This window comes from Pseudomonas sp. VEM90, assembly GCF_054611535.1.
On the sequence record NZ_JBTRAR010000004.1, the window covers coordinates 1 to 23,506 of the forward strand.

At 62.3% G+C, this 23,506-nt stretch carries 22 protein-coding genes; 8 read left to right on the top strand and 14 right to left on the bottom strand.

Translation table 11 applies throughout. From position 1 onward, the window contains the following. The first annotated feature begins 123 nt into the window (after nucleotides 1-123). Nucleotides 124-2,307, top strand: coding sequence for a YccS family putative transporter (gene yccS, locus ACYCCG_RS05660; protein ID WP_176683094.1), 2,184 nt, complete (start codon nucleotides 124-126; stop codon nucleotides 2,305-2,307). A 30-nt stretch (nucleotides 2,308-2,337) separates the two neighbouring features. Here yccS and ACYCCG_RS05665 read toward each other — a convergent pair whose 3' ends face one another. Next, on the bottom strand, nucleotides 2,338-3,075 hold the full coding sequence (locus ACYCCG_RS05665; protein ID WP_209969638.1) for a substrate-binding periplasmic protein: 738 nt from the start codon (nucleotides 3,073-3,075) through the stop codon (nucleotides 2,338-2,340). 153 nt (nucleotides 3,076-3,228) lie between these two features. On the opposite strand from ACYCCG_RS05665, the gene ACYCCG_RS05670 reads away from it, so the two are divergent. Beyond that, the gene (locus tag ACYCCG_RS05670) at nucleotides 3,229-3,681 is read left to right on the top strand and encodes a GNAT family N-acetyltransferase (RefSeq protein WP_176683092.1); all 453 of its coding nucleotides are present in this window, start codon (nucleotides 3,229-3,231) and stop codon (nucleotides 3,679-3,681) included. Nucleotides 3,682-3,738: 57 nt separating this feature from the next. Here the strand turns inward: ACYCCG_RS05670 and ACYCCG_RS05675 are convergent, their stop codons facing one another. The 9 genes from ACYCCG_RS05675 to tkt all read right to left on the bottom strand — a co-directional run bounded on the left by ACYCCG_RS05675 (nucleotide 3,739) and on the right by tkt (nucleotide 13,220). Continuing rightward, nucleotides 3,739-4,035 carry a winged helix-turn-helix domain-containing protein gene (locus tag ACYCCG_RS05675; protein WP_003249396.1) on the bottom strand — a complete coding sequence of 99 codons (297 nt, stop codon included), beginning with the start codon at nucleotides 4,033-4,035 and terminating at the stop codon, nucleotides 3,739-3,741. A 12-nt stretch (nucleotides 4,036-4,047) separates the two neighbouring features. Continuing rightward, nucleotides 4,048-4,548, bottom strand: coding sequence for a M48 metallopeptidase family protein (locus ACYCCG_RS05680; RefSeq protein ID WP_176683255.1), 501 nt, complete (start codon nucleotides 4,546-4,548; stop codon nucleotides 4,048-4,050). A gap of 39 nt (nucleotides 4,549-4,587) precedes the next feature. Beyond that, nucleotides 4,588-6,714 (bottom strand): putative bifunctional diguanylate cyclase/phosphodiesterase, encoded by a 2,127-nt coding sequence (locus ACYCCG_RS05685; RefSeq protein ID WP_459669689.1) that lies wholly within the window; start codon nucleotides 6,712-6,714, stop codon nucleotides 4,588-4,590. Nucleotides 6,715-6,926: 212 nt separating this feature from the next. Then, nucleotides 6,927-7,991, bottom strand: coding sequence for a class II fructose-bisphosphate aldolase (fba, locus tag ACYCCG_RS05690; RefSeq protein ID WP_176683090.1), 1,065 nt, complete (start codon nucleotides 7,989-7,991; stop codon nucleotides 6,927-6,929). 100 nt (nucleotides 7,992-8,091) lie between these two features. Beyond that, complete coding sequence (locus ACYCCG_RS05695) at nucleotides 8,092-8,421, bottom strand: MliC family protein (protein WP_176683089.1); 330 nt, start codon at nucleotides 8,419-8,421, stop codon at nucleotides 8,092-8,094. Between the two features lie 160 nt (nucleotides 8,422-8,581). Then, on the bottom strand, nucleotides 8,582-8,833 hold the full coding sequence (locus ACYCCG_RS05700; RefSeq protein WP_176683088.1) for a hypothetical protein: 252 nt from the start codon (nucleotides 8,831-8,833) through the stop codon (nucleotides 8,582-8,584). Further along, nucleotides 8,833-9,996: a phosphoglycerate kinase gene (locus ACYCCG_RS05705; protein ID WP_176683087.1), complete on the bottom strand. Its 1,164-nt coding sequence runs from the start codon at nucleotides 9,994-9,996 to the stop codon at nucleotides 8,833-8,835. The genes ACYCCG_RS05700 and ACYCCG_RS05705 overlap by 1 nt, the downstream gene beginning before the upstream one ends. A 12-nt stretch (nucleotides 9,997-10,008) precedes the next feature. Further along, a complete protein-coding gene (gene epd, locus ACYCCG_RS05710; RefSeq protein WP_209969632.1) occupies nucleotides 10,009-11,070 on the bottom strand; it encodes an erythrose-4-phosphate dehydrogenase in 1,062 nt (353 codons plus the stop codon). Between the two features lie 152 nt (nucleotides 11,071-11,222). Then, nucleotides 11,223-13,220 (bottom strand): transketolase, encoded by a 1,998-nt coding sequence (gene tkt / locus ACYCCG_RS05715; RefSeq protein ID WP_339444134.1) that lies wholly within the window; start codon nucleotides 13,218-13,220, stop codon nucleotides 11,223-11,225. A 251-nt stretch (nucleotides 13,221-13,471) separates the two neighbouring features. On the opposite strand from tkt, the gene ACYCCG_RS05720 reads away from it, so the two are divergent. The 4 genes from ACYCCG_RS05720 to ACYCCG_RS05735 all read left to right on the top strand — a co-directional run bounded on the left by ACYCCG_RS05720 (nucleotide 13,472) and on the right by ACYCCG_RS05735 (nucleotide 18,137). Continuing rightward, on the top strand, nucleotides 13,472-14,464 hold the full coding sequence (locus tag ACYCCG_RS05720) for an ArsR/SmtB family transcription factor (protein ID WP_339444133.1): 993 nt from the start codon (nucleotides 13,472-13,474) through the stop codon (nucleotides 14,462-14,464). An 18-nt stretch (nucleotides 14,465-14,482) separates the two neighbouring features. Beyond that, nucleotides 14,483-15,673 (top strand): methionine adenosyltransferase, encoded by a 1,191-nt coding sequence (gene metK, locus ACYCCG_RS05725; protein WP_003249375.1) that lies wholly within the window; start codon nucleotides 14,483-14,485, stop codon nucleotides 15,671-15,673. A 238-nt stretch (nucleotides 15,674-15,911) separates the two neighbouring features. Further along, nucleotides 15,912-17,612, top strand: coding sequence for an NAD-dependent DNA ligase LigB (gene ligB, locus ACYCCG_RS05730; RefSeq protein ID WP_209969629.1), 1,701 nt, complete (start codon nucleotides 15,912-15,914; stop codon nucleotides 17,610-17,612). A 132-nt stretch (nucleotides 17,613-17,744) separates the two neighbouring features. Then, on the top strand, nucleotides 17,745-18,137 hold the full coding sequence (locus tag ACYCCG_RS05735; protein WP_084850245.1) for a DUF1090 domain-containing protein: 393 nt from the start codon (nucleotides 17,745-17,747) through the stop codon (nucleotides 18,135-18,137). Nucleotides 18,138-18,325: 188 nt separating this feature from the next. Here the strand turns inward: ACYCCG_RS05735 and ACYCCG_RS05740 are convergent, their stop codons facing one another. After that, a complete protein-coding gene (locus tag ACYCCG_RS05740) occupies nucleotides 18,326-18,784 on the bottom strand; it encodes a c-type cytochrome (RefSeq protein ID WP_209969626.1) in 459 nt (152 codons plus the stop codon). A 119-nt stretch (nucleotides 18,785-18,903) separates the two neighbouring features. On the opposite strand from ACYCCG_RS05740, the gene mltA reads away from it, so the two are divergent. After that, nucleotides 18,904-20,055, top strand: a complete 1,152-nt coding sequence (mltA, locus tag ACYCCG_RS05745) for a murein transglycosylase A (RefSeq protein WP_176683082.1) — start codon at nucleotides 18,904-18,906, stop codon at nucleotides 20,053-20,055. Between the two features lie 111 nt (nucleotides 20,056-20,166). Here the strand turns inward: mltA and ACYCCG_RS05750 are convergent, their stop codons facing one another. Then, nucleotides 20,167-20,553, bottom strand: coding sequence for an MAPEG family protein (locus tag ACYCCG_RS05750; RefSeq protein WP_176683081.1), 387 nt, complete (start codon nucleotides 20,551-20,553; stop codon nucleotides 20,167-20,169). Between the two features lie 28 nt (nucleotides 20,554-20,581). Continuing rightward, on the bottom strand, nucleotides 20,582-21,415 hold the full coding sequence (locus tag ACYCCG_RS05755) for an EamA family transporter (RefSeq protein WP_176683080.1): 834 nt from the start codon (nucleotides 21,413-21,415) through the stop codon (nucleotides 20,582-20,584). A gap of 282 nt (nucleotides 21,416-21,697) precedes the next feature. Between ACYCCG_RS05755 and ACYCCG_RS05760 the strand changes: the two genes are divergently transcribed. Further along, complete coding sequence (locus tag ACYCCG_RS05760; RefSeq protein ID WP_176683079.1) at nucleotides 21,698-22,933, top strand: cation:proton antiporter; 1,236 nt, start codon at nucleotides 21,698-21,700, stop codon at nucleotides 22,931-22,933. A gap of 112 nt (nucleotides 22,934-23,045) precedes the next feature. Here ACYCCG_RS05760 and ACYCCG_RS05765 read toward each other — a convergent pair whose 3' ends face one another. Next, a complete protein-coding gene (locus ACYCCG_RS05765; RefSeq protein ID WP_459669701.1) occupies nucleotides 23,046-23,447 on the bottom strand; it encodes an acyl-CoA thioesterase in 402 nt (133 codons plus the stop codon). Between the last annotated feature and the right edge of the window lie 59 nt (nucleotides 23,448-23,506).

A 23,506-nucleotide genomic window follows, 5' to 3' on the forward strand; every position in this document is an offset into this window, starting at 1 on the left:
CGCCCGCTCCCACAGGGTTCTTTGTAGAACGTGTGGGAGCGGGCGTGCCCGCGAAGGGACGCGAAGCGGCCCCAATAACCGGCCCTGAAAGGTATTCTTCTGATCACCGCCTGGCAGGCCATCATGTCATCGAGCTCGTTCCGTCAGTCACTGCGTCGCCTGTGGGGCCAAGACAAGTTCAGCTACAGCATCCGGGTCACCATTGCCCTCACCGGCAGCCTGGCCCTGTGCTGGTACCAGAACGAGATGGCCCTGCTGATTCCCCTGTTCCTCGGCATCATCGCCAGCGCCCTGGCCGAAACCGACGACAGCTGGCAGGGCCGCCTCAGCGCCCTGGCCGTTACCCTGGTGTGTTTCGCCATCGCTGCACTGGCGGTCGAATTGCTGTTCCCCTACCCATGGATCTTCGTCATTGCCCTGGCCCTGGCCGCCTTTGGCCTGACCATGCTCGGGGCGCTGGGCGAGCGCTACGGCGCCATCGCTTCGGCCACCTTGATCACTGCGGTCTACACCATGATCGGCGTGGACCAGCGCGGCGGCCAGGTCACCGACTTCTGGCACGAACCGCTGCTGCTGGTGGCAGGTGCGGCCTGGTACGGGCTGTTGTCGGTACTATGGCAGGCGCTGTTTTCCAACCAGCCGGTACAACAGAGCCTGGCCAAACTGTTCTTCGAGCTGGGCAGCTACCTCAAGCTCAAGGCCAGCCTGTTCGAACCTATCCGCACGCTCGACGTCGAGGCCCGGCGCCTGGAACTGGCCCAGCAGAACGGCAAGGTGGTGGCAGCGCTGAACGCCGCCAAGGAGATCATCCTGCACCGGGTGGGCAACAGCCAGCCAAACTCGAAGGTGAGCCGCTACCTCAAGCTGTACTTCCTGGCCCAGGACATCCACGAGCGTGTCAGCGCCTCGCACTACCCCTACAACGCACTGACCGAGGCGTTTTTCCACAGCGACGTCATGTTCCGCTGCCAGCGCCTGTTGCGTAAGCAGGGTTCATCTTGCCAGGAACTGGCCCGCTCGATCCGCCTGCGCCAACCGTTCGTGCTGGCCAGCGGCTATCCAGAAGCCCTCGAGGACCTCAACGCCTCGCTGGAGCACCTGCGCATCCAGAGCAACCCGGCCTGGCGCGGCCTGCTGCGGTCGCTGCGGGCGCTGGCTGCCAACCTGGCAACGCTGGACCGCCTGCTCAGTGCCGCCAGCAACCCGGACAGCCTGGCCGATGCCAGCGACAGCAGCCTGCTCGACCGCTCGCCACGCTCGCTGAAGGACGTGTGGACGCGCCTGCGCACTCAGCTCACACCGACCTCGCTGTTGTTCCGCCATGCCTTGCGCCTGCCGCTGGCACTGTCGATCGGCTATGGCATGGTGCACCTGATTCACCCGACCCAGGGCTACTGGATCATCCTCACCACGCTGTTCGTGTGCCAGCCCAACTACGGCGCCACCCGGCGCAAGCTGGTGCAGCGGATCTTCGGCACTGCCGTTGGCCTGACAGTGGGCTGGGCCTTGTTCGACCTCTTCCCCAACCCGGTCATCCAGTCGTTGTTCGCCGTGGTTGCCGGGGTGGTGTTCTTCGTCAACCGCACCACCCGCTACACCCTGGCCACTGCCGCGATCACCCTGATGGTGCTGTTCTGCTTCAACCAGATCGGCGATGGCTACGGCCTGTTCCTGCCACGCCTGTTCGATACCTTGGTGGGCAGCCTGATTGCCATCCTCGCGGTGTTCCTGTTCCTGCCTGACTGGCAGGGCCGACGGCTGAACAAGGCGCTGGCCAATACCCTGGCCTGCGCCAGCGTGTACCTGCGCCAGATCATGCAGCAGTATGCCCACGGCAAGCGCGACGACCTGGCCTACCGCCTGGCCCGGCGCAATGCCCACAACGCTGATGCGGCGCTGTCCACCACCTTGGCCAACATGCTGATGGAGCCGGGGCATTTCCGTAAGGAGGCCGACGTTGGCTTTCGCTTCCTGGTGCTGTCGCACACCTTGCTCAGCTACCTCTCGGGGTTAGGCGCGCACCGCGACACGGCGTTGCCGGCGGAGGTGCAGGAGCAATTGATCGAAGGCGCCGGGCAAAGCCTGGCCAGCAGCCTGGACGAGATTGCCAACGGCCTGGCCGCACGGCTGCCGGTGGCGATTCACAGTGATACCGAAGAGGCGCTGGCCAATGCCCTGGAGCAGATGCCGGAAGATCTGGATGAGCATCAGCGGTTGGTGCAGACGCAGTTGGCGTTGATATGCCGGCAGTTGGGGCCATTGCGGACCCTGGCGGCACACCTGATCAAGGAAGGTGCCCCGGCCTGATAGTTTTATCTCCTGTGCTGGCCGCAGCGCTCAAAAACCATACTGATGCAGCAGCCGGGCATAGCTGCCATCCGCCTTCATCGCCGCTATCGCCTGCTCGAAGCGCTCGACGATCCGCTTATGCTCCGGGTGCTTCAGGCTGACCAGTATATGCAGGGTGTTCTCCCCCAGCGGCGGCTCCACCAGCATCACCCCATCACGCACTTCCTGCGGCTCACGCTGCAGGTTGTAGCGGGCCACGTACTCGTCTTCCACCGCCAGGCTCACCCGCCCCGCCGCCAACATGCGTACCGCAGAAGAAAAGTTGCGCACCACCACCTTGCGCAGCCGGGGATCCCCGTCGAATTCCGGTGAATAGGCGTAATCACGCACTACGGCAATGCTGTAGGGATAAAGGTCAGACTGCTGCTTGTAGCTAAACGTCTCGCCCTTACGTTGCAGCAGGCGAATTCGATTACTGAGGTAGGCGTTGGAGAACTGCCCGATACTGGCGCGCGAATCGTTGTACCAGGCATTGATCAGCACGTCGTAGCGCCCTTCACCTACCCCCAGCAACGCACGCGCCCACGGCACCTCTTCATAACCGCTGGCGTAGCCGGCACGGGCCAGTGCCGTGGTAACGATGCTGGTCGCAAGGCCGCCGCCCGGCATCCTGGCATCGGTGAACGGTGGCCAGTTGTCAGCCACCAGGCGTAGCTTGTCGCGACTCAGGGCGGGTGTTGCCAGCATCGTTGCCAGTAATCCCAGAACACAAAGCAGTGGCCGCATGTTCACGTCCTTTCGCAATGGAGGGCAACACTGGCAGTGAGATTACACAAAGCTGTTGCCGAGGGCAGCGGCCAATAGTGTCATTTAGCCTCTATTTTGGCCGAAGCACATGCAGCATGCGATGATCGAGACCCATCCAAGGAGTTCGCGCCAATGTCAATCGCCTGGCTGTGCAAGCACCACACTGACCTCGGCAAAGAGCAGCTCTACGCCATTCTGCAGTTACGCACTGAAGTATTCGTGGTGGAGCAGCGCCATGCCTACCAGGAAGTCGATGGTCAGGACCTGACTGGCGATACCTTGCATCTCATGGCCTGGCACAAAGACAAGCTGGTAGCCTACCTGCGCCTGCTGGATCCGCAGTCACAAGGTGGGGATGTGGTGATGGGGCGATTGGTGACATCACCGCAGGCGCGAACTTTGAAGCTTGAAGAAAGCTTGCTGCTCAAGGGGTTGGAGGCAGCGGACCATTGTTGGCCTGGGGTGCCGGTTTATCTGTCGGCTCAGGCGCATTTGCAGGATTTTTATGCCCGCCATGGGTTTGCGGTGGTGAGCGGGGAGTCTCTGGTGGACGGCATCGTGTCTATCGGAATGCGCAAGGGTTGAGTCAACCGCGTGGGAGCGGGTTTGCCCGCGAAGCTGACACCGCGCAGGCTTTTCAGATCAGGGGTAGCCCAGTACTTCGCGGATCTGCCGCAGGTGACGGATGATCCACTGCTTGTCGATCGCCCCCCAGTCATGAATGCGGTAATGCCCGGCGTGGTTGCGTGCGCCTTCCTGCTGTTCGAACTCGCAGACGATGTCCAGGTCGGCCAGCGCGGCGATAGTGTCCTGGGCTGTCCGGCGGGGCATGCCAGTGGCCTCCATCAGGGCGGGCACGCTGGTCGCCGTCTGGCTGTCGATCAGCCAGGCCACGTACAGCCGGCGGTAGAAGCTGCTCTTGGTCTTGCTTACTTCCATGCTGCTTGTTCCTTAGAGGTTGCCCGGCAGCTCCCGGTAGGTCAGGTAGACGCGCAGGTCGAATTCCAGTTGGTGATAGTCCGGCTCCATGTGCTGGCAGAGCTGGTAGAACGCCTTGTTGTGATCTCGCTCGCGCAGGTGCGCCAACTCGTGCACAACGATCATGCGCAAGAACTGTGGCGCGGCTTCCTTGAACAGTGAGGCAATACGGATTTCCTTCTTCGCCTTGAGCTTGCCGCCCTGCACCCGCGATACCGCCGTGTTCAAGCCCAGGGCCCGATGCGTCAGGTCGAGGCGACTGTCGAACAGCACCTTGTCCAGGTTTGGCGCACTTCGCAGGTACTGTTGGCGCAGATCCTGGGCATAGCCATACAGCGCCTTGTCGTTTTGCACGTCATGGCGGTCAGGGTAACGGCGCTGCAGGTATTCACCCAGGCGGTCGCTGTCGATCATCTGCCGCACCTGCTGCTGCAGGTGCGGGGGGTAGGCTTGCAAGTAACGTAGTACGGTCATGGCGCTGTATTCGGCGTAACGAATACCGATTCTAGCCAATCACGGCCCTGGCCAGGAGAAAATTGCCGGGAAGCCGCTGGCGTCAGCAGCAGTCATCGGATAAGCCACCAGGAAGCCCTGAACGTATTCGCAACCATTGGCCTTGAGCCAGGCTGCCTGCGCCGGGGTCTCCACGCCTTCGGCGATCACCGTTATACGGTAGTCGGCGCACAGGCCGATCACGCTGCGAGCCAACGCAGCATCTACCGCCGAATCGGGCAGGCGTGCCACCAGATGGCGGTCGATTTTGAGGGTATCGATAGGCAGGTCGCGCAGCATGCGCAACGAACAGTCACCCGCACCGAAGTCATCCAGGGCCACCCTCACGCCCAGCTCACGCAAGCGGTGTATCTGTTTGACGGCCGCATCGATGTTGTACATCAGCGAGGTTTCCGCCACTTCCACTTCCAACTGCGTCGGGACAAGCTGGTAGAGCTGGATGACCCGTTGCAGTTCTTCGACCAGGCCAGGCATGACGAACTGCGCGCGGCTCAGGCTGATGCCAAGCACGAGGTCCGGCGGAAACCGATCGTACCAGGCCTGCCGCTGCGCGGCCCCTTGGCGGTAGATCCAGCTGGCCAGGCGGTTGATCAGCCGCGCTTCTTCCAGCAACGGGATGAACAGCCCCGGCGGTACATCGCCAACGCTGGGGTGCTGCCAGCGCAGCAAGGCCTCGAAACCACGCAGCCGACCATCGTGGAAAGCTACCTGTGGCTGGTACACCAAGGTAAAGTCCTGCTGCTCGATGGCCGCGCGCACGCTGTCTTCGAGCATCAACCGCGAGCGTGCCCGCCCATTGAGCTCCTGGTCGTAGAAGCGGTATTGCTGACGCCCAGCTTGCTTGGCTGCGTACATCGCTGTATCGGCCGAACGCAGCAGGCCTTCGACATTGGCGCCGCAGTCCGGGTAGGTGGCAATGCCGATGCTGACCCCAAGGCAGACATCGAGCCCATCTACCTCATGGCTGATGGAAACACGCTCGAGCAACCGTTCGGCATAACGCCCGGCCTGCTCCGGGTAGGGCAAGCTGTCGAACAGTGCGGTGAACTCATCGCCGCCCATACGCGCCAGCAAGGCCTCACTGCCCAGGCAGTCCTTGAGTTGCTCGGCGACCCAGCGTAACACCCGGTCGCCCGCGTCGTGGCCGAGCGAGTCGTTGATGCGCTTGAAGCCATCCAGGTCCATGTACATCAGCGCCTGCGCCTTGGCCGAGCGCTCGTTGCGTAACAGAGCACCTTCAGCAGCCTGGTAGAAACCCCGGCGGTTGAGCAGACCGGTGAGCGGGTCAGTAATGGCCTGGTATTCCAGCTGCTGGTGCAAGTTACGCACCACCGACATGTCCAGCACGGTCACCACCATCGCCTGCTGGTCGGCCGGCAACGGCGCACAGGACAGCGCCACCGGTACAGATTCACCCCCTTGGGTACGCAGTTGGGCATCGTGTACGCGGAAGATCTGCCGCCCCTGATAGGCCTTGTAGAAGTCCGACTCGCGCCATAGGCTGGCACTGGCCAGATGCACAACGTCGAGCAATTGGGTGCCCTGCAGTTGTTGCACCGGCGCCCCCAGCAAACGGGAAATGGCCGGATTGGCAAAACTGATAATGCCATTGGCATCAACCACCAGAATGCCTTCAGCGGCATTTTCCAGGATGGACGCATTGAATGCCCTGGCCGCCTCCAGCTCGCGACTCAGCTGCTGCAGCATGCGCCGGTTGCGCTGCTGGTCGAGAAGAGCCTGAACCTTGGGCTTGAGGATTTGCGGGTCGAACGGTTTGAACATGTAGTCCACGGCGCCGCTGGCGTAGCCTTTGAGCACGGCCGCTTCGGACTGTTCGTTGGCGGTGAGGAAAATGATCGGGGTCAGTCGGGTACGCTGATTGCCGCGCATCAGCCGTGCGACTTCAAAGCCGTCCATTTCCGGCATCTGTACATCCATCAACACCAGGTCGACTTCGTACTCCAGCAATGCGCTCAAGGCTTCTATCCCAGAGCTTGCCGTCAATACTTGCCAATCCTGCCGGGCCAGCAAGGCCCGCATGCTGATGAGGTTCTCGGGGTAGTCGTCTACCACCAGAAGAACTGAGCTGCCATCCAGTGGCTGCTGTTTAGGGTGAGCGCCATCCATGCTGCTTCTCTGTTATGTGACCGACTTCAAAATACGGTTGGATCCATTAGTACTCTAGACCTGAGGCAGCAACACGCAATGCAATCAGAACGCTATCAATGGCCAAACTGTACGGTAGCCGACTAACGGTCGGTCTGCCTGATTTATGTCCACGTATCCATCGCCCATAAAAAAACCCGCATCGCTGCGGGTTTTTCAGGGTTACCAGTCGATCAGTTGACCTTGGCGGCCAGCTCACCTTTCAGGTAGCGCTGGAACATACCTTCCAGGGAGATCGGCTTGATCTTCGAGGCATTGCCAGCGGTGCCGAAGGCTTCGTAACGGGCGATGCACACGTCACGCATGGCCTTGATGGTTTCACCGAAGAACTTGCGCGGGTCGAACTCGCTCGGGTTCTGCGCCATCAGGCGGCGCATGGCACCGGTGGACGCCAGACGCAGGTCGGTATCGATGTTGACCTTGCGCACGCCGTGCTTGATGCCTTCAACGATTTCTTCGACCGGTACACCGTAGGTTTCTTTGATGTCGCCGCCGTACTGGTTGATGATCGCCAGCCACTCTTGCGGTACCGAGGACGAACCGTGCATCACCAGGTGGGTGTTGGGAATGCGCTTGTGGATTTCCTTGATGCGATCGATGGCCAGCACGTCACCGGTTGGTGGCTTGGTGAACTTGTAGGCACCGTGGCTGGTACCGATGGCGATCGCCAGGGCGTCGACCTGGGTCTTCTTGACGAAGTCGGCGGCTTCTTCCGGGTCGGTCAGCATCTGGCTGTGATCCAGCACGCCTTCGGCGCCGATCCCGTCTTCTTCACCGGCCATGCCGGTTTCCAGCGAACCCAGGCAGCCCAGCTCGCCTTCAACCGAAACGCCGCAAGCGTGAGCCATGGCAACGGTCTGCTGGGTAACGCGGACGTTGTACTCGTAGTCGGTCGGGGTCTTGCCGTCTTCACCCAGCGAACCGTCCATCATGACCGAGCTGAAGCCCAGCTGGATCGAGCGCTGGCAGACGTCAGGGCTGGTACCGTGGTCCTGGTGCATGCACACCGGGATGTGCGGGAACTCTTCGATGGCAGCCAGGATCAGGTGGCGCAGGAATGGCGCACCAGCGTATTTGCGGGCACCGGCCGAAGCCTGGACGATCACGGGGGAGTCGGTCTTGTCGGCCGCTTCCATGATGGCGCGCATCTGCTCGAGGTTGTTGACGTTGAAAGCTGGAACGCCATAGCCGAACTCGGCGGCGTGGTCCAGCATCTGGCGCATGCTAATGAGTGCCATTGTGTATCTCTCTCCCGACAAGCGTCGTTTGTTTCGTGCAAGCCTGCCGCAGGGGCGGTTGCTGTTCAAGTAGTGTGGGCCACCCTTGCGGCCCGGCCAGTCACGGTGCCTTGCAGCCCCGCCCAATCAGATCGTTGGTTGCCACCCAGTACACCAGGCCTTCTTCGCCCTTGGTGTGGAAGGCCAGCATGCCATCGCTGTACAGCGCGCCTGAGGCACCCGGTTCAGCCTTGAGCCGGTAGACCTGGTCGCCGCCGCCAAGGCGCACGTCAACCTGTTCGCGTTGCACATCGGCAAAGCGCCAAAGCACCTCAGCCTGGGTGTCGCAGACCCAACGGGTCCAGTTGTCTGCCGGGGCGGGTTGCGCCGGCTGCAGCAGTGAGCATCCTGCCAGTGTCGCCAGGGCCGTCACGGCCAAAAGCGCTTTCATTCAGTTTCCTCGATTTGGGGCTGCTGTGCAGCCCTTCGCGGGCTCGCCCGCTCCCACAGGTACAGTTCGGTCTCTGTGGGAGCGGGCGAGCCCGCGAAGGGCCGCACAGCGGCCCCTTCTTCAAGACCACAAATCAACCTTCAGGTTGCCTATTACCCGATCAAGGGCAACCCGGCGCCTTGCGCTGGTGGTCTTCGTCGTACTTTTCCAGGCCTTCCGGGCCCACGCGCTTGCCGATGACCGGCACGGTCTCGGCCTGCCATTCGGACTGGTAGCAACCGCCCTTGTGCGATCGCGCCGGGTCGGCATCCGAGGTCGGGCTGCCCGCGCAAGCGCTCAGCAGACCGGCCAGCATCATCACAGACAATTGCTTGACCACCAGGCCACTCCCTTTGCCAAGCGCCGACGTCATCAGGCCTTGGCCCGCTCTTCCAGGATTGCCACAGCTGGCAGGACCTTGCCCTCGACAAACTCGAGGAAGGCGCCACCACCGGTAGAAATGTAGGAGATTTCCTTGCTGACGCCATATTTGTCGATGGCCGCCAGGGTGTCACCGCCACCGGCGATGGAGAACGCAGCGCTCTCGGCGATCGCCTTGGCCAGTACCTTGGTGCCGTTGCCGAACTGATCGAATTCGAACACACCAACCGGGCCGTTCCACAGAATGGTTTTCGACGACTTCAGCAACTCGGCGAAGTTGGCTGCGGTTTGCGGGCCAATGTCCAGGATCATGTCGTCGGCAGCTACGTCGGCAATGGCTTTGACCGTAGCTTCAGCGCTCTCGGCGAACTCTTTGGCAACCACCACGTCGACTGGCAGCGGCACGCTGACCTTGGCGGCAATGGCCTTGGCGGTGTCGACCAGGTCAGGCTCGTACAGCGACTTGCCCACCGGGTGGCCAGCAGCTGCCAGGAAGGTGTTGGCAATACCGCCACCAACGATCAACTGGTCGCAAACACTGCTCAGGCTGTTCAGCACGTCCAGCTTGGTGGAAACCTTGGAGCCGGCAACGATGGCCGCCATTGGCTTGGCCGGAGCCTTGAGGGCCTTGCCCAAGGCATCCAGCTCGGCTGCCAGCAGCGGGCCGGCAGCGGCAACCTTGGCGAACTTGGCGACGCCATGGGTCGAGCCTTCGGCGCGGTGTGCAGTGCCGAAAGCGTCCATGACGAATACGTCGCACAGGGCAGCGTACTTCTGCGCCAGCTCGTCGGCGTTTTTCTTCTCGCCCTTGTTGAAGCGCACATTCTCGAACAGCACCAGTTCACCGGCCTGTACCGCGACACCGTCCAGATAGTCGGCAACCAGCGGCACGTCACGGCCCAAGGCCTTGCTCAGGTAATCGGCGACCGGCTTGAGGCTGTTCTCGGCAGAGAATTCGCCTTCGGTCGGGCGGCCCAGGTGCGAGCAGACCATTACCGCTGCACCCTTCTCCAGGGCCAGCTTGATGGTCGGCAGCGCTGCCAGGATACGTGCGTCGCTGGCTACCACACCGTCCTTCACAGGCACGTTGAGGTCTTCGCGGATCAGTACGCGCTTACCTTGCAGGTCGAGGTCGGTCATCTTCAACACGGTCATGAATGCAGTCCTTCAGGGCTGTTTGTTGCGGGTTGGGTGAACGACGTGCAGAAAGTGTTCGGCAACGTCGAGCATACGGTTGGCAAAACCCCATTCGTTGTCGAACCAGGCCAGCAGGTTTACCAGGCGGGGGCCGGAAACACGCGTCTGGCTGGCATCGACGATCGCCGAATGCGGGTCATGGTTGAAATCACAGCTGGCGTGCGGCAGCTCGGTGTAGGCCAGCAAGCCTTTGAGCGGGCCTTCCAGCGCGGCCTCGCGCAGCACTCGGTTGACTTCGGCCGCACTGGTGTCGCGGGCGGTCTGCAGGGTGATGTCCAGGCACGAGACGTTGACGGTCGGTACACGTACCGCTTTGGCCTGGATTCGCCCGGCAAGTTCCGGAAGCAGGCGCTCGATACCACGCGCCAGGCCGGTGGACACGGGGATCACCGACTGGAAGGCCGAACGCGTGCGGCGCAGGTCTTCGTGGTGGTAGGCATCGATCACCGGCTGGTCGTTCATCGCCGAGTGGATGGTGGTGATCTGCACGTATTCGATGCCGAACGCCTGGTCCAGCACACGCAGCAGCGGCACGCCGCAGTTGGTGGTGCACGAGGCGTTGGACACCAGGCGCTCGCTGCCGGTAAGGCAGGCCTGGTTGATGCCGTAGACCACCGTGGCGTCAACGTCGGCCTCGCTGGCCATGGGCTGCGAGAACAGCACCCTTGGTGCACCGGCGTCGAGGAAACGCTGGCCATCGGCACGGGTGTTATAGGCACCGGAACACTCCAGCACCAGGTCGGTGCCCAGCGCAGCCCAGTCGATGCCTTCGGGGGTGGCACTGCGCATTACCTTCACGCAGTCGCCATTGATGTGCAGACAGTCGCCGTCGACCTTGACCTCGCCGGGGAAACGCCCGTGGGTGGAGTCGAAGCGTGTCAGGTATTCCAGGCTGGCCTGATCGGCCAGATCGTTCAGCGCTACGATCTCGAAGCCGGCCTTTGCCCCCCGCTCGAACAGCGCGCGCAGGACACAGCGGCCGATACGGCCATAACCGTTGAGTGCAACTTTGTAGGGACGCAGGTGGGGCATTCGGGGCTCACGAGACAGTTCAATTGTCGTCAGCCTGCGGAGTTTGCGGTGTGGCATTTGCGGGCAAGCCCGCTCCCACAGGGTTTCATGCAACCTCTGTGGGAGCGGGCTTGCCCGCGAATAGAAGGCGACACCGCCCGCAGATCTTTAAATCAGTCTTCCAGCAGCTCTTCGGCAGTACCGAGGATGTTCTCCAGGGTGAAGCCAAACTCTTCGAACAGTGCCGAAGCCGGCGCCGACTCACCGTAAGTGGTCATGCCGATGATACGACCTTCCAGGCCAACGTACTTGTACCAGAAGTCGGCGTGGGCAGCTTCGATGGCGATGCGCGCACCGACTTCCAGCGGCAGCACGGACTGCTTGTAGGCAGCGTCCTGGGCATCGAACACGCTGGTGCACGGCATGGAAACCACGCGCACCTTGCGGCCTTGCTCGGTCAGCTTGTCGAAGGCCTGAACAGCCAGGCCCACTTCGGAACCGGTGGCGATCAGGATCAGTTCGGGCTCGCCGGCGCAGTCCTTGAGCACATAGCCACCGCGGCTGATGTCGGCGATCTGCTGGGCATCGCGGTCCTGGTGCTGCAGGTTCTGGCGCGAGAAGATCAGCGCCGATGGGCCGTCCTTGCGCTCCAGGGCGTTTTTCCAGGACACGGCGGATTCCACCGCGTCGGCTGGGCGCCAAGTATCCAGGTTTGGCGTGCTGCGCAGGCTGGTCAGCTGCTCGATCGGCTGGTGCGTCGGGCCGTCTTCGCCCAGACCGATGGAGTCATGGGTGTACACGTGGATCACGCGCTGCTTCATCAGGGCCGACATGCGCACGGCGTTGCGGGCGTATTCCATGAACATCAGGAAGGTCGCGCCGTAAGGCACCAGGCCACCGTGCAGGGCAACGCCGTTCATGATGGCGGTCATGCCGAACTCGCGCACGCCGTAGAACACGTAGTTGCCGCTGGCGTCATTGGCTTCGACGCCCTTGCAACCTTTCCACAGGGTCAGGTTGGAGCCGGCCAGGTCCGCCGAACCACCGAGGAACTCCGGCAGCAGCGGGCCAAAGGCGTTCAGGGCGTTCTGGCTGGCCTTGCGGCTGGCGATGGTTTCGCCTTTGGCAGCCACTTCGTTGATGTAGGCCTGGGCCTTTTCGCTGAAGTCGGCCGGCAGCTCGCCGCTGTCACGGCGCTTGAAATCGGCAGCCAGCTCCGGGTAGGCCTTGGCGTAGGCCTCGAAGCGCTGGTTCCACTCGGCTTCGGCCTTGGCGCCAGCGGCCTTGGCATCCCACTCGGCATAAATGTCGGCAGGGATTTCGAACGGGCCGTGGTTCCAGTTCAGTTCTTTACGGGCCAAGGCGATTTCGTCGTTGCCCAGCGGTGCACCGTGGCAATCTTCCTTGCCCTGCTTGTTCGGCGAGCCAAAACCAATGATGGTCTTGCAGCAGATCAGGGTCGGGCGATCGCTCTTGCGGGCGGTCTCGATGGCCATCTTGATTTCTTCGGCGTCATGGCCGTCGACGTTGCGGATCACCTGCCAGTTGTAGGCTTCGAAGCGCGCCGGGGTGTTGTCGGTGAACCAGCCGTGCACTTCGCCGTCGATGGAGATGCCATTGTCATCGTAGAAGGCGATCAGCTTGTTCAGGCCCAGGGTGCCTGCCAGCGAGGCGACTTCATGGGAGATGCCTTCCATCATGCAGCCGTCGCCGAGGAACACATAGGTGTTGTGGTCGACGATATTGTGGCCGTCACGGTTGAACTGGGCAGCCAGCACTTTTTCGGCCAGGGCGAAGCCCACGGCGTTGGCGATACCCTGGCCGAGCGGACCGGTGGTGGTCTCGACGCCTGGGGTGTAGCCGTATTCCGGATGGCCCGGGGTGCGGCTGTGCAGTTGGCGGAAACCTTTGATGTCATCGATGGTGACGTCGTAGCCGGTCAGGTGCAGCAGCGAGTAGATCAGCATCGAACCGTGGCCGTTGGACAGTACGAAGCGGTCACGGTCGGCGAAACTCGGGTTGCTCGGGTTGTGCTTCAGGTAGTCGCGCCAAAGCACTTCGGCGATATCCGCCATGCCCATGGGGGCACCTGGGTGGCCGCTGTTGGCCTTTTGCACGGCATCCATGCTGAGGGCACGAATGGCGTTGGCACGTTCACGACGGCTGGGCATCGCTGATCTCCTAGGGGGCTTGAATAGGTGGTGTCACGAAAAAGGCGGCCATTTTCGCCCACTGGGGGCGCTTGGGGCAAACATTTAAGCGCCAAGCGCAAGCTTTAAGCTGCAAGTGAAGAAACAGAGCGCGACTCGGAGCGCTCCAAAGCGTGTAGCTTGAAGCTTTCGGCTTGCAGCTCATCGCCAATATCAAAACTTTTTGATATTGGCCTTGCTAGGGCATCGATGCCTGTCTAGACTGCCGCCCCATGAATCTGCGTGCGCAATCGATCCCCGAGCAACGCGAAACATTGGCTGCCCTGTGCAAAGCCAGTGGCGATGCGTTGCGCCTGAACGTATTGCGCGCCCTGGCCAACGACTCGTTCGGCGTGCTGGAACTGGCGCAGATCTTCGACATCGGCCAGTCGGGCATGAGCCACCACCTTAAGGTGCTGGCCCAGGCCGACCTTGTGGCAACCCGCCGCGAAGGCAACGCCATCTTCTACCGCCGTGCCCTGCCCGATGGCCTGCGCCTGGGTGGCCGGCTGCATGCAGCGCTGCTCGAAGAAGTCGACGAGTTGGCCCTGCCGCCCGATGTGCAGGCGCGCATCGCCCAGGTGCAGCAGCGCCGGGCGGCTACCAGCCAGGACTTCTTCCTGCGCGTTGAAGAGAAGTTCCGTGCCCAGCAAGACCTGATCGCCGGCCTTCCGCAGTACCGCGAAAGCCTGCTGGCGCTGCTCGACAAACTGCATTTCGACCCGGCTGCCAGCGCGCTGGAAGTCGGGCCCGGCGACGGTGGCTTCCTGCCCGACCTGGCCCGGCGCTTTGCCCAGGTCACCGCCCTGGACAACAGCCCTACCATGCTCGAACTTGCACGTCAGGTGTGCCAGCGCGAAGGGCTCGACAACGTGAACCTGCAGTTGGCCGATGCACTGGGTGCAACGGATGTGGCCGCCGACTGCGTTGTGCTGAACATGGTGCTGCACCATTTCAGCGACCCGGCCCTGGCCTTGCGCCAGCTGGCCAAACGGGTAAAGGCAGGCGGCAGCCTGCTGGTCACCGAACTGTGCAGCCATGACCAGGGGTGGGCGCGCGAAGCCTGCGGCGACCTCTGGCTGGGCTTCGAACAGGACGACCTGGCGCGCTGGGCCAACGCTGCCGGGCTGGCCCATGCGGACAGCCTGTACGTGGGCTTGCGTAACGGTTTCCAGATCCAGGTCCGCCATTTTCAGCGGACGGCTGGCGACATACACCATCGGTAAATTTCAGGAACCTTCGAGATGAGCGAATACTCCCTTTTCACCTCCGAGTCCGTGTCCGAAGGGCATCCGGACAAGATCGCCGACCAGATTTCGGACGCAGTCCTTGATGCCATCATCGCTCAGGACAAATACGCCCGCGTAGCCTGCGAAACCCTGGTCAAGACCGGTGTCGCCATCATCGCTGGCGAAGTCACCACTTCGGCCTGGGTCGACCTGGAAGACCTGGTGCGCAAAGTCATCATCGACATCGGCTACAACAGCTCTGACGTCGGCTTCGATGGCGCCACCTGCGCCGTGATGAACATCATTGGCAAACAGTCGGTAGACATCGCCCAAGGCGTGGACCGCTCCAAGCCGGAAGACCAGGGCGCCGGTGACCAGGGCCTGATGTTCGGCTATGCCAGCAACGAAACCGAAGTCCTGATGCCTGCACCAATCTGCTTCTCGCACCGCCTGGTAGAACGCCAGGCCGAGGCGCGCAAGTCCGGCCTGCTGCCGTGGCTGCGCCCGGATGCCAAGTCGCAGGTCACCTGCCGCTACGAGAACGGCAAAGTGGTCGGTATCGACGCCGTGGTGCTGTCGACCCAGCACAACCCGGAGGTTTCGCAGAAAGACCTGCAGGAAGCCGTGATGGAGCTGATCGTCAAGCACACCCTGCCGGCCGAACTGCTGCACAAAGGCACCCAGTACCACATCAACCCGACCGGCAACTTCATCATCGGTGGCCCGGTGGGTGACTGCGGCCTGACGGGCCGCAAGATCATCGTCGACTCCTACGGCGGCATGGCCCGCCACGGTGGTGGCGCGTTCTCCGGCAAGGACCCGTCCAAGGTTGACCGTTCCGCCGCCTACGCCGGCCGCTACGTGGCCAAGAACATCGTCGCCGCCGGCCTGGCCGAGCGTTGCGAGATCCAGGTGTCGTACGCCATTGGCGTGGCCCAGCCGACGTCCATCTCGATCAACACCTTCGGTACCGGCAAGGTCTCCGACGACAAGATCATCCAGCTGGTGCGCGAATGCTTCGACCTGCGTCCGTACGCCATCACCACCATGCTCGACCTGCTGCACCCGATGTATCAGGAAACCGCTGCCTACGGCCACTTCGGCCGCACACCGCAGCAGAAGACTGTCGGCGACGACACCTTCACCACCTTCACCTGGGAGCGCACCGACCGCGCCCAGTCGCTGCGTGACGCTGCCGGCCTGTAAATTTTCCTGCAGCGCTGGACGAAAGCCCCTGCCGAGTGATCGGCAGGGGCTTTTTTGTGCCTGTCACAGCATTTTCATCGCCTGTGAGATCGGCCGCCGCCCAAGCGGCGCTGGTTTCTTGCCCCAGCCCGGGATTGAAGACGAACATCTGCGAAATATCACCTGACAACTGCACACGCCAGCCGCCCCGCTACCCGCCTACGCTAAGCGCTTCACCGCCATGCAAGGATGCCAGGCCATGCCGTACCTGCTGTTGTTCGCCCTGCTATTTGCGCTGAACGTCCCATTGGCCAGGGCTGCCTCCTGCCCACACTGGGACCTGCAACAGGCCAAGGCCGAAGTTGCACAACTGCGCGCCACACTTGCCCGATGGGACGAGCACTACCATCGCCAGGGCATAGCCCTGGTGGCCGACGAACTGTACGACCAGAGCCGCGAGCGCCTGAACCACCTGCAGCAGTGCTTCGCGGTTGGCACCAGCCCCTCCCCCCTGGTCAGTGCTCGCGGCCCGGTCCCCCACACCGTGCCGCATACCGGCGTCGACAAGCTGGCAGACCGCCAGGCCGTGGCGCGATGGATGGCCGGCAAGACCGGCGTGTGGGTACAGCCCAAGGTCGACGGTGTTGCAGTTTCCCTCACTTACCAGCAGGGCCGATTGGTACAACTGACCAGCCGGGGGGACGGTGTACACGGCCATGACTGGAGCCGACACATTCCACAACTCGGCGCTGTCACTCGGCAATTGCCTGAGGCGGTCGACCTGCACTTGCAAGGTGAACTGTATCTGCGCCTGGACGACCATGTGCAAGCCATGGCAGGCAGCGCCAACGCCCGGGGTACCGTGGCAGGGCTGCTTGCACGCAAGCAACTGACTGGCGCACAAGGCAACGCTATCGGCCTGTTCGTGTGGGGCTGGCCGCACGGCCCCGAGCAACAGGCCGATCGCCTCGACCAGCTGGCACGGCTGGGGTTTCCGGACAGCCAGCGTTACAGCATCGCCATCGACACGCTGGAGGATGCGGCACACTGGCGCGAGCACTGGTATCGCTCTGCTCTGCCCTTCGCCACCGACGGTGTAATCCTGCGCCAGGGCAGCCGGCCGCCTGCCGAGCGCTGGCAGGCCAAGGCACCTTACTGGATCGCGGCCTGGAAGTACCCTTATGCACAAGCCTTGGCTGAAGTACGGGACGTGCGCTTTCGGGTCGGCCGCACTGGCAGGGTCACGCCCGTTCTGCAAGTGCAACCCGTTACCCTCGATGACCGTCGTATTACCCAGGTCAGCCTTGGGTCGCTGGCGCGCTGGCAAACCTTGGATATTCGCCCCGGCGATCAGGTGGCTATCAGCCTTGCCGGGCTGACCATTCCGCGGCTCGATCACGTCGTGCACCGCGCTGTAGAGCGCCAACCGATTACCGCGCCAGCACCCGAGCAGCATCATGCCCACAGCTGCTGGCAGGCCGGCGAGGGCTGCGATGAGCAGTTCATTGCCCGCCTCACCTGGCTTAGCGGCAAACAGGGCCTGGCCTTGCCGCGCACCGGGCCCGGCACATGGCGTCGGCTGGTCGAAGCGGGCCTGGTGACGTCCATGACCGACTGGCTGCAGCTCGATGCCGAGCGCCTGCAGCAGGCCCCCGGAATCAGCAGGCTCACTGCGGCACACTTGCTGGGCAGTTTCGACGAAGCACGCTCACGCCCCTTCGATCAGTGGCTGCGCGCCCTTGGCGCGCCCATTGGCAAGCATTTGCCACTGACTGGCGACTGGCAGGAACTGGCCTCACGCAGTGCCGGCCAATGGCAAACCGTGCCCGGCATCGGCGCAAAACGCTCGCGCCAACTTGTGGAATTTTTCGCGGCCTCTGAGGTGCAAGCCATTGCCGCACAGTTGGCAGAAACCGGTATAGAAGGGTTCTTGACCCCGTCCCAGCGCATTGAGCAATGATTTTTTACCAAATAGTGCGTAGGAAAAACCCGAGACTCGGGCAGAAAACCCCACCAAGGGTTTCTAAATGGGCAAAACCAAGGCAGGATTTCCACCAACTTTTGCTGCCCCGCCCCGTTCAAGAGGCTTTTCATGAAACGTATTTCGACTCTTTTCCTGCTCGCGACACTGGGCCTGGCTGCGGGCAGCGTGCAAGCTGCCCAGCCGGACCCGGGCCTGACCGGTTGCGCCGCCAAGCGTAGCGCCATTGAAAACCAACTGAAGATTGCCCGTGACCACGGCAACAGCGACCAGGTCGCCGGGCTGGAAGAAGCCCTGCGTGGTGTGGACAACTGCACCGACGCCAGCCTGCGCAAAGAGCGTGAGCAGAAGGTGCTCGACGCACGCCATGAAGTGGCGCAGCGGGAAAAGGACTTGAAGAAAGCCGAGAAGAAAGGCGACGCCGAGAAGATCAACAAGCGCAAGGACAAGCTGGCCGAGTCGCGCAAAGAGCTGCAGGAAGCGGTCGACGATCTCGACCGCTAAGGCATCTGGCCGGCAAGCCTGGTCTTTGTGGGAGCGGCCTTGTGTCGCGATAGGGCCGCACAGCGGCCCCGGCTATGCATGCATTTCTGCTGAAATCCTGGGGCCGCTGCGCGGCCCTATCGCGACACAAGATCGCTCCCACAGGAATTTGGACACGCCTCGACGGTTTGCGCAAACAGCACAGCCATTCAATGATTACGAAATTCGCTATGACAGGCCTTGCACGCAGCCTCGACCTTGTCCATCGGTGCTTTCAGTTGCGCAGCATCCAGCGGCTGGCTGCGACTGACATCGACCAGTTCACCAGTGACACCTTCCAGTTGCCGGGCCAGGTCATGAAACCGCGCCTGGCGCTCCCACACCTCGGCGCGGGCGGCGCTGTCACCACCATCGCGCACCTGTGGAAAATGCTGCCACGGCTGATGCGACAGGCTGTCCAGCTTCAATGCACCGTCGGCAAACTTCACCCCGTCGAACGGCAACCGGCCACGCAGCATGCCACCCAGGTCTTCGCTGGTCTTGAGCATGTCCTTGAAGATCACCTTGCGTTTCCCCAGCGGCGAGTTCGGATCTACCCGGTCACACCCCGTCAGAGCCCCTCCCAGGGTAAGTACTGCCAGCAGAACAACGGTCAATCGCTTAAACATCACGCTCACTTCGGCCTACGCAAATGGGCGGCCAGTATCGCTGCCCCCAGGCCAAACACCAATAGCCACATAAAAGGCAGGGGCGAACCTTCATGTTCGCTTCTGACAGGAATGCACACATGAAATCTGCCCTGCGTCACCTGGCCTGGACACTGCCGGTGCTGGCTTTGCTGGCCGGCTGCAACGGCGGCGAGAGCGCCAAGCCCGAGCCCCACGCTGTCGCCACCTATGCCCCGGCCACTTGGAAAGACTTGCCGGCCGTCAGCGATGAAGACCTGCTGGCAGGCTTTTATGCATGGCGCAACGGCTGCGAAAAACTCAAGCGCGATCCGGTGTGGGCCGCCACCTGCGAAGCGGCCGGCAGTGCCACAGCCAGCGCCGCCCAAGTGCGTACCTTCCTTGAGCAGAACCTGCAGGTGTACGGCCTGCGCTCTGCAGAGAACAACGCCAATGGCCTGATTACCGGCTACTACGAACCAGTCTACCCAGGCAGCCTGAGCCAATCGGCAACCAACCATGTGGCAGTCTACGGCATCCCTGATGACATGATCGTGGTCGACCTGGCCAGCGTGTACCCCGAACTCAAGGGCAAACGCCTGCGCGGCCGTCTGGAGGGGCGGGTGCTCAAGCCATACGACACGGCCGAAGTCATCAACCGTAACGGCGTCAAGGCACCGGTGCTGGCCTGGCTGACCGACCCGATGGACCTGCAATTCCTGCAGATCCAGGGTTCTGGCCGGGTGCAACTGGAAGATGGCCGTCAACTGCGCCTGGGCTATGCCGACCAGAACGGCCACCCTTACCGGCCGATCGGCCGCTGGCTGGTGGAACAGGGCCAGCTGAAAAAAGAAGACGTGAGCATGGGTGCCATTCATGCCTGGGCCCAGGCCAACCCGCAGCGCGTACCAGAACTGCTGGCGAGCAACCCCAGCTACGTATTCTTCAGCACCCGCCCGGACAGCAACGAAGGCCCGCGCGGCTCGCTGAACGTACCGCTTACCGCCGGCTACAGCGTGGCCATCGACCGCAAGGTAATTCCGCTGGGCAGCCTGTTGTGGCTTTCCACTACGCGCCCGGACGGCTCGCCAGTGGTGCGCCCGGTGGGTGCGCAGGACACTGGTGGGGCGATTGCGGGTGAAGTGCGTGCCGACCTGTTCTGGGGCACCGGGCCGGAAGCCGGCGAGCTGGCGGGGAACATGAAGCAGCAGGGGCAGATCTGGATGCTCTGGCCTAAAGGCCAGCCGCTACCTGAGGTACCTAAGGTACCTTGATCGGCGGTGGATTCTTCGCGGGCTTGCCCGCTCCCACAGGTACACCACAGCCCTTGAATACTGTGGTGTACCTGTGGGAGCGGGCAAGCCCGCGAAGAAGGCCACTCGGTTTCAGATGGAAACCACGAAGAACGACACGATCAACGCCAAGCCGGCAAACCACATCAGCGATCGCAAGGCAGCCCAGTCGGCCAGGTAGCAGATGATGTAAAGCAAGCGGCTGGTGATATACATCACCCCCAGCACATCCTGGGTCACCTGCTCTGCATTGCCCACGATATCTGCCACAAGCACCGCCGCAGCAAATGCCGGAAACGCTTCGTAGCCATTCTGCTGCGCAGCATGGGCACGCCGTGGCAGGCCCGACAAGGTATCGAGGAAGGCTCGCGGATCGTGATTGTCCTTGAGGCCGAAGCGGCCACTGCTCGCCTTGGCGATCAAGGCACAAAGCGGGTTCAACAGCAGCGCAATCAGGATGCACCACAGGGCAACAGTCATGGACAGGACTCCTTGTTCAGTCTTCAGGTCAAAGCTTCATTACCAGCATGCCGGCCAACACCAGCCCGCAAGCTAGGAGTCTCGGCCCGCCAAAAGGTTCTTTGAGGTAGCGCATACCCAGCACCACCACCAGGATCACGCTCAACTCCCGCAGAGCCGCCGCCTCGGCCACTGACCCCAGGTGCATGGCCCACAGCACCAGGGCATAGCTGAACAATACGCAGAACCCTACCGCCAACCCAAGGCGCCATTGGGTTCGCCAGAACAGTACGAATGGCGCCCGCCGCGCGACGCTCGCCAACAACGGGAATTGCCAGGCGCTGAGCAGGGTCAGCCAGACCAGGTAATCCCACGGTTTGCCCCACAGGCGCACGGCCTGGCCGTCGAACCAGGTGTAGCAACCAATGCACAGGCCAATCAAGGCAACCACCGGCAGCATCGACCATGGCAGCCGGTCACCGCCGCCGCCCTGCCACAACAGGCAGGCCATGCCACAGGGGATCAACAGGATACCGATGATCTGCTGCTGGCTCAGCGATTCCCCGGCAAAGGCCAGGGTCAGCCCCAGCACCACCAGCGGTGACAGCCCGCGCATCAGAGGATAGACCAGCCCCAGGTCGCCCACGCGGTAGGCCTGGATCAGCAGATAGCGGTACAACTGCTCAGCCAGTGCCGAGGCTACCAACCAGGGCCAGATTTCAGCAGGCGGAACATCGACAAAGGGCACCGCCAGCACCGCGAAGGCCAGCGCTACCGTGTCCATGCTGGCAATTACCAGCAAGCGCTCGCCACTGAATTTGATCAAGGTATTCCAGGTTGCATGCAGCAGGGCGGCAACCAGCACCAGAGATGTTGCCAACACGCCTTCTTATCCTTATGGCTTTTCATGGCTGTGAATATATAGCGTTCAGGGGGGCTTTGTGGGAGCGGGCATGCCCGCGAAGAATGCAACTCGGTGTATGGCACCGGCTTTGCCGGTGTTCGCGGGCACGCCCGCTCCCACAGGGTAACCAGTGCAGACTGTCACGGGAACGATTTGGACTAATTCGGTCAAACCCTGTGCCCCGAACCCCGCGCCAGGTCATCAAAGAACTGCCCGAGCCATTCGGGTTGAGACTTGGAAGCCACTGTCACAGGATTCAGGATGCTTGAACTCGTTGCCGCGTTTATTTGCCTCACCACCCTTCTTACCTATGTCAATTACCGCTTCATCGGCCTGCCCCCCGCTATCGGCGTGATGGTTACAGCGCTGCTGTTTTCCCTGATATTGCAAGGCCTGAGCGTTATCGGCTTCCCTGGCCTGGAAGAACGCGTCGAAGGGCTGATGAACCAGATCGACTTCAACGACCTGCTCATGCATTGGATGCTGGCGTTCCTGCTGTTTGCCGGCGCCCTGCACGTCAACCTCAGCGACCTGCGCAGCTACCGCTGGCCGATTGGCCTGCTGGCCACCTTGGGTGTGCTGATCGCCACCGTGGTCATCGGCTACCTGGCGCATTGGGTGTTTGCCCTGTTCGGCTGGCAGGTGCCACTGATCTACTGCCTGCTGTTCGGTGCACTGATCTCACCGACCGACCCGATTGCCGTACTTGGCGCGCTGCGTACTGCCAATGCGCCCAAACCGCTTAAAACCACCATCGTCGGCGAGTCACTGTTCAACGACGGTACGGCAGTCGTGGTATTCACCGTGCTGCTGGGCATCATCCGGCTGGGTGAAACACCGAGCATGACCGACACGGCGATCCTGTTCGCCCGCGAGGCCATTGGCGGTGCGGTGTTCGGTGGCCTGATCGGCTATGCCACCTACCGCATGATCAAGAGCGTCGAGCAGTATCAGGTGGAAGTCATGCTGACCCTGGCGCTGGTGATCGGTGGTTCGGCAATGTGCTACGAGCTGCATGTGTCGGCGCCGATCGCCATGGTGGTGGCCGGCCTGATCATCGGCAACCTGGGGCGCAACCTGGCGATGAATGACATGACCCGCCGTTACATGGACGGTTTCTGGGAACTGATCGACGACATGCTCAATGCCCTGCTGTTCGCATTGATCGGCCTGGAGCTGTTGCTGCTGCCGTTCAACTGGATGCACCTGGCGGCTGGCGGCGTACTGGCACTGGCAGTGCTGCTGTCGCGCCTGCTGACCGTGGCTCCGGCGATCGTGCTGCTGCGGCGCTGGCGTCCGGTGCCCAAAGGCACGGTGCGGGTGCTGACCTGGGGGGGCCTGCGCGGTGGCGTGTCGGTGGCACTTGCGCTGTCGCTACCGCTGGGCGAGGAACGGGACCTGCTGCTGTCGATCACCTACATCGTGGTGCTGTCGTCGATTCTGGTGCAGGGGTTGAGCATTGGGCGGGTGGTACGCAAGGTCAGCGCCCAGCCTTGAGAATGCCGGGGCCGCTTTGCGGCCCATTCGCGGGTGAACCCGCTCCTACGGGATCGCGTACCCCTGTAGGAGCGGGTTCACCCGCGAAGAGGCCAGCACAGACAACCAGGAACTATTCGACTGCCGAATCCGGGAACTGGTCCTGCACATACTTGATCTCGGTGCGCCCATGGGCCGCCGGCTGGCCGTCTTCACCCAAGTTGACGAACACCATCTTGTCGACAGTCAGAATGCTCTTGCGGGTGATCTTGTTACGCACTTCGCACTTGAGGGTGATCGAGGTGCGGCCGAACTCGATGGCTGTAATGCCCAGCTCGATGATGTCGCCCTGGCGCGAAGCACTGACGAAGTTGATTTCCGACATGTACTTGGTCACCACACGCTGGTTGCCCAGCTGGACGATGGCGTAGATCGCCGCCTCTTCATCGATCCAACGCAACAGGCTGCCACCGAACAGGGTGCCATTGGGGTTGAGGTCTTCGGGTTTAACCCACTTGCGGGTGTGAAAGTTCATCTGTACTCCTGACCTGCTTGGCTAACGTGTAGCAATGATGGCAGAGCGGCTGCCTTCGC

Coding starts and splice junctions, on each gene's coding strand:
- ACYCCG_RS05695 (WP_176683089.1), bottom strand. CDS start 8,421: ATGAAAGCGCTTTTGGCCGTGACGGCCCTGGCGACACTGGCAGGATGC.
- ACYCCG_RS05675 (WP_003249396.1), bottom strand. CDS start 4,035: ATGGAAGTAAGCAAGACCAAGAGCAGCTTCTACCGCCGGCTGTACGTG.
- epd (WP_209969632.1), bottom strand. CDS start 11,070: ATGCCCCACCTGCGTCCCTACAAAGTTGCACTCAACGGTTATGGCCGT.
- metK (WP_003249375.1), top strand. CDS start 14,483: ATGAGCGAATACTCCCTTTTCACCTCCGAGTCCGTGTCCGAAGGGCAT.
- ACYCCG_RS05705 (WP_176683087.1), bottom strand. CDS start 9,996: ATGACCGTGTTGAAGATGACCGACCTCGACCTGCAAGGTAAGCGCGTA.
- yccS (WP_176683094.1), top strand. CDS start 124: ATGTCATCGAGCTCGTTCCGTCAGTCACTGCGTCGCCTGTGGGGCCAA.
- ACYCCG_RS05665 (WP_209969638.1), bottom strand. CDS start 3,075: ATGCGGCCACTGCTTTGTGTTCTGGGATTACTGGCAACGATGCTGGCA.
- ligB (WP_209969629.1), top strand. CDS start 15,912: ATGCCGTACCTGCTGTTGTTCGCCCTGCTATTTGCGCTGAACGTCCCA.
- ACYCCG_RS05680 (WP_176683255.1), bottom strand. CDS start 4,548: ATGACCGTACTACGTTACTTGCAAGCCTACCCCCCGCACCTGCAGCAG.
- ACYCCG_RS05760 (WP_176683079.1), top strand. CDS start 21,698: ATGCTTGAACTCGTTGCCGCGTTTATTTGCCTCACCACCCTTCTTACC.
- ACYCCG_RS05765 (WP_459669701.1), bottom strand. CDS start 23,447: ATGAACTTTCACACCCGCAAGTGGGTTAAACCCGAAGACCTCAACCCC.
- mltA (WP_176683082.1), top strand. CDS start 18,904: ATGAAATCTGCCCTGCGTCACCTGGCCTGGACACTGCCGGTGCTGGCT.
- ACYCCG_RS05700 (WP_176683088.1), bottom strand. CDS start 8,833: ATGACGTCGGCGCTTGGCAAAGGGAGTGGCCTGGTGGTCAAGCAATTG.
- ACYCCG_RS05740 (WP_209969626.1), bottom strand. CDS start 18,784: ATGTTTAAGCGATTGACCGTTGTTCTGCTGGCAGTACTTACCCTGGGA.
- tkt (WP_339444134.1), bottom strand. CDS start 13,220: ATGCCCAGCCGTCGTGAACGTGCCAACGCCATTCGTGCCCTCAGCATG.
- ACYCCG_RS05670 (WP_176683092.1), top strand. CDS start 3,229: ATGTCAATCGCCTGGCTGTGCAAGCACCACACTGACCTCGGCAAAGAG.
- ACYCCG_RS05735 (WP_084850245.1), top strand. CDS start 17,745: ATGAAACGTATTTCGACTCTTTTCCTGCTCGCGACACTGGGCCTGGCT.
- fba (WP_176683090.1), bottom strand. CDS start 7,991: ATGGCACTCATTAGCATGCGCCAGATGCTGGACCACGCCGCCGAGTTC.
- ACYCCG_RS05720 (WP_339444133.1), top strand. CDS start 13,472: ATGAATCTGCGTGCGCAATCGATCCCCGAGCAACGCGAAACATTGGCT.
- ACYCCG_RS05685 (WP_459669689.1), bottom strand. CDS start 6,714: ATGGATGGCGCTCACCCTAAACAGCAGCCACTGGATGGCAGCTCAGTT.
- ACYCCG_RS05750 (WP_176683081.1), bottom strand. CDS start 20,553: ATGACTGTTGCCCTGTGGTGCATCCTGATTGCGCTGCTGTTGAACCCG.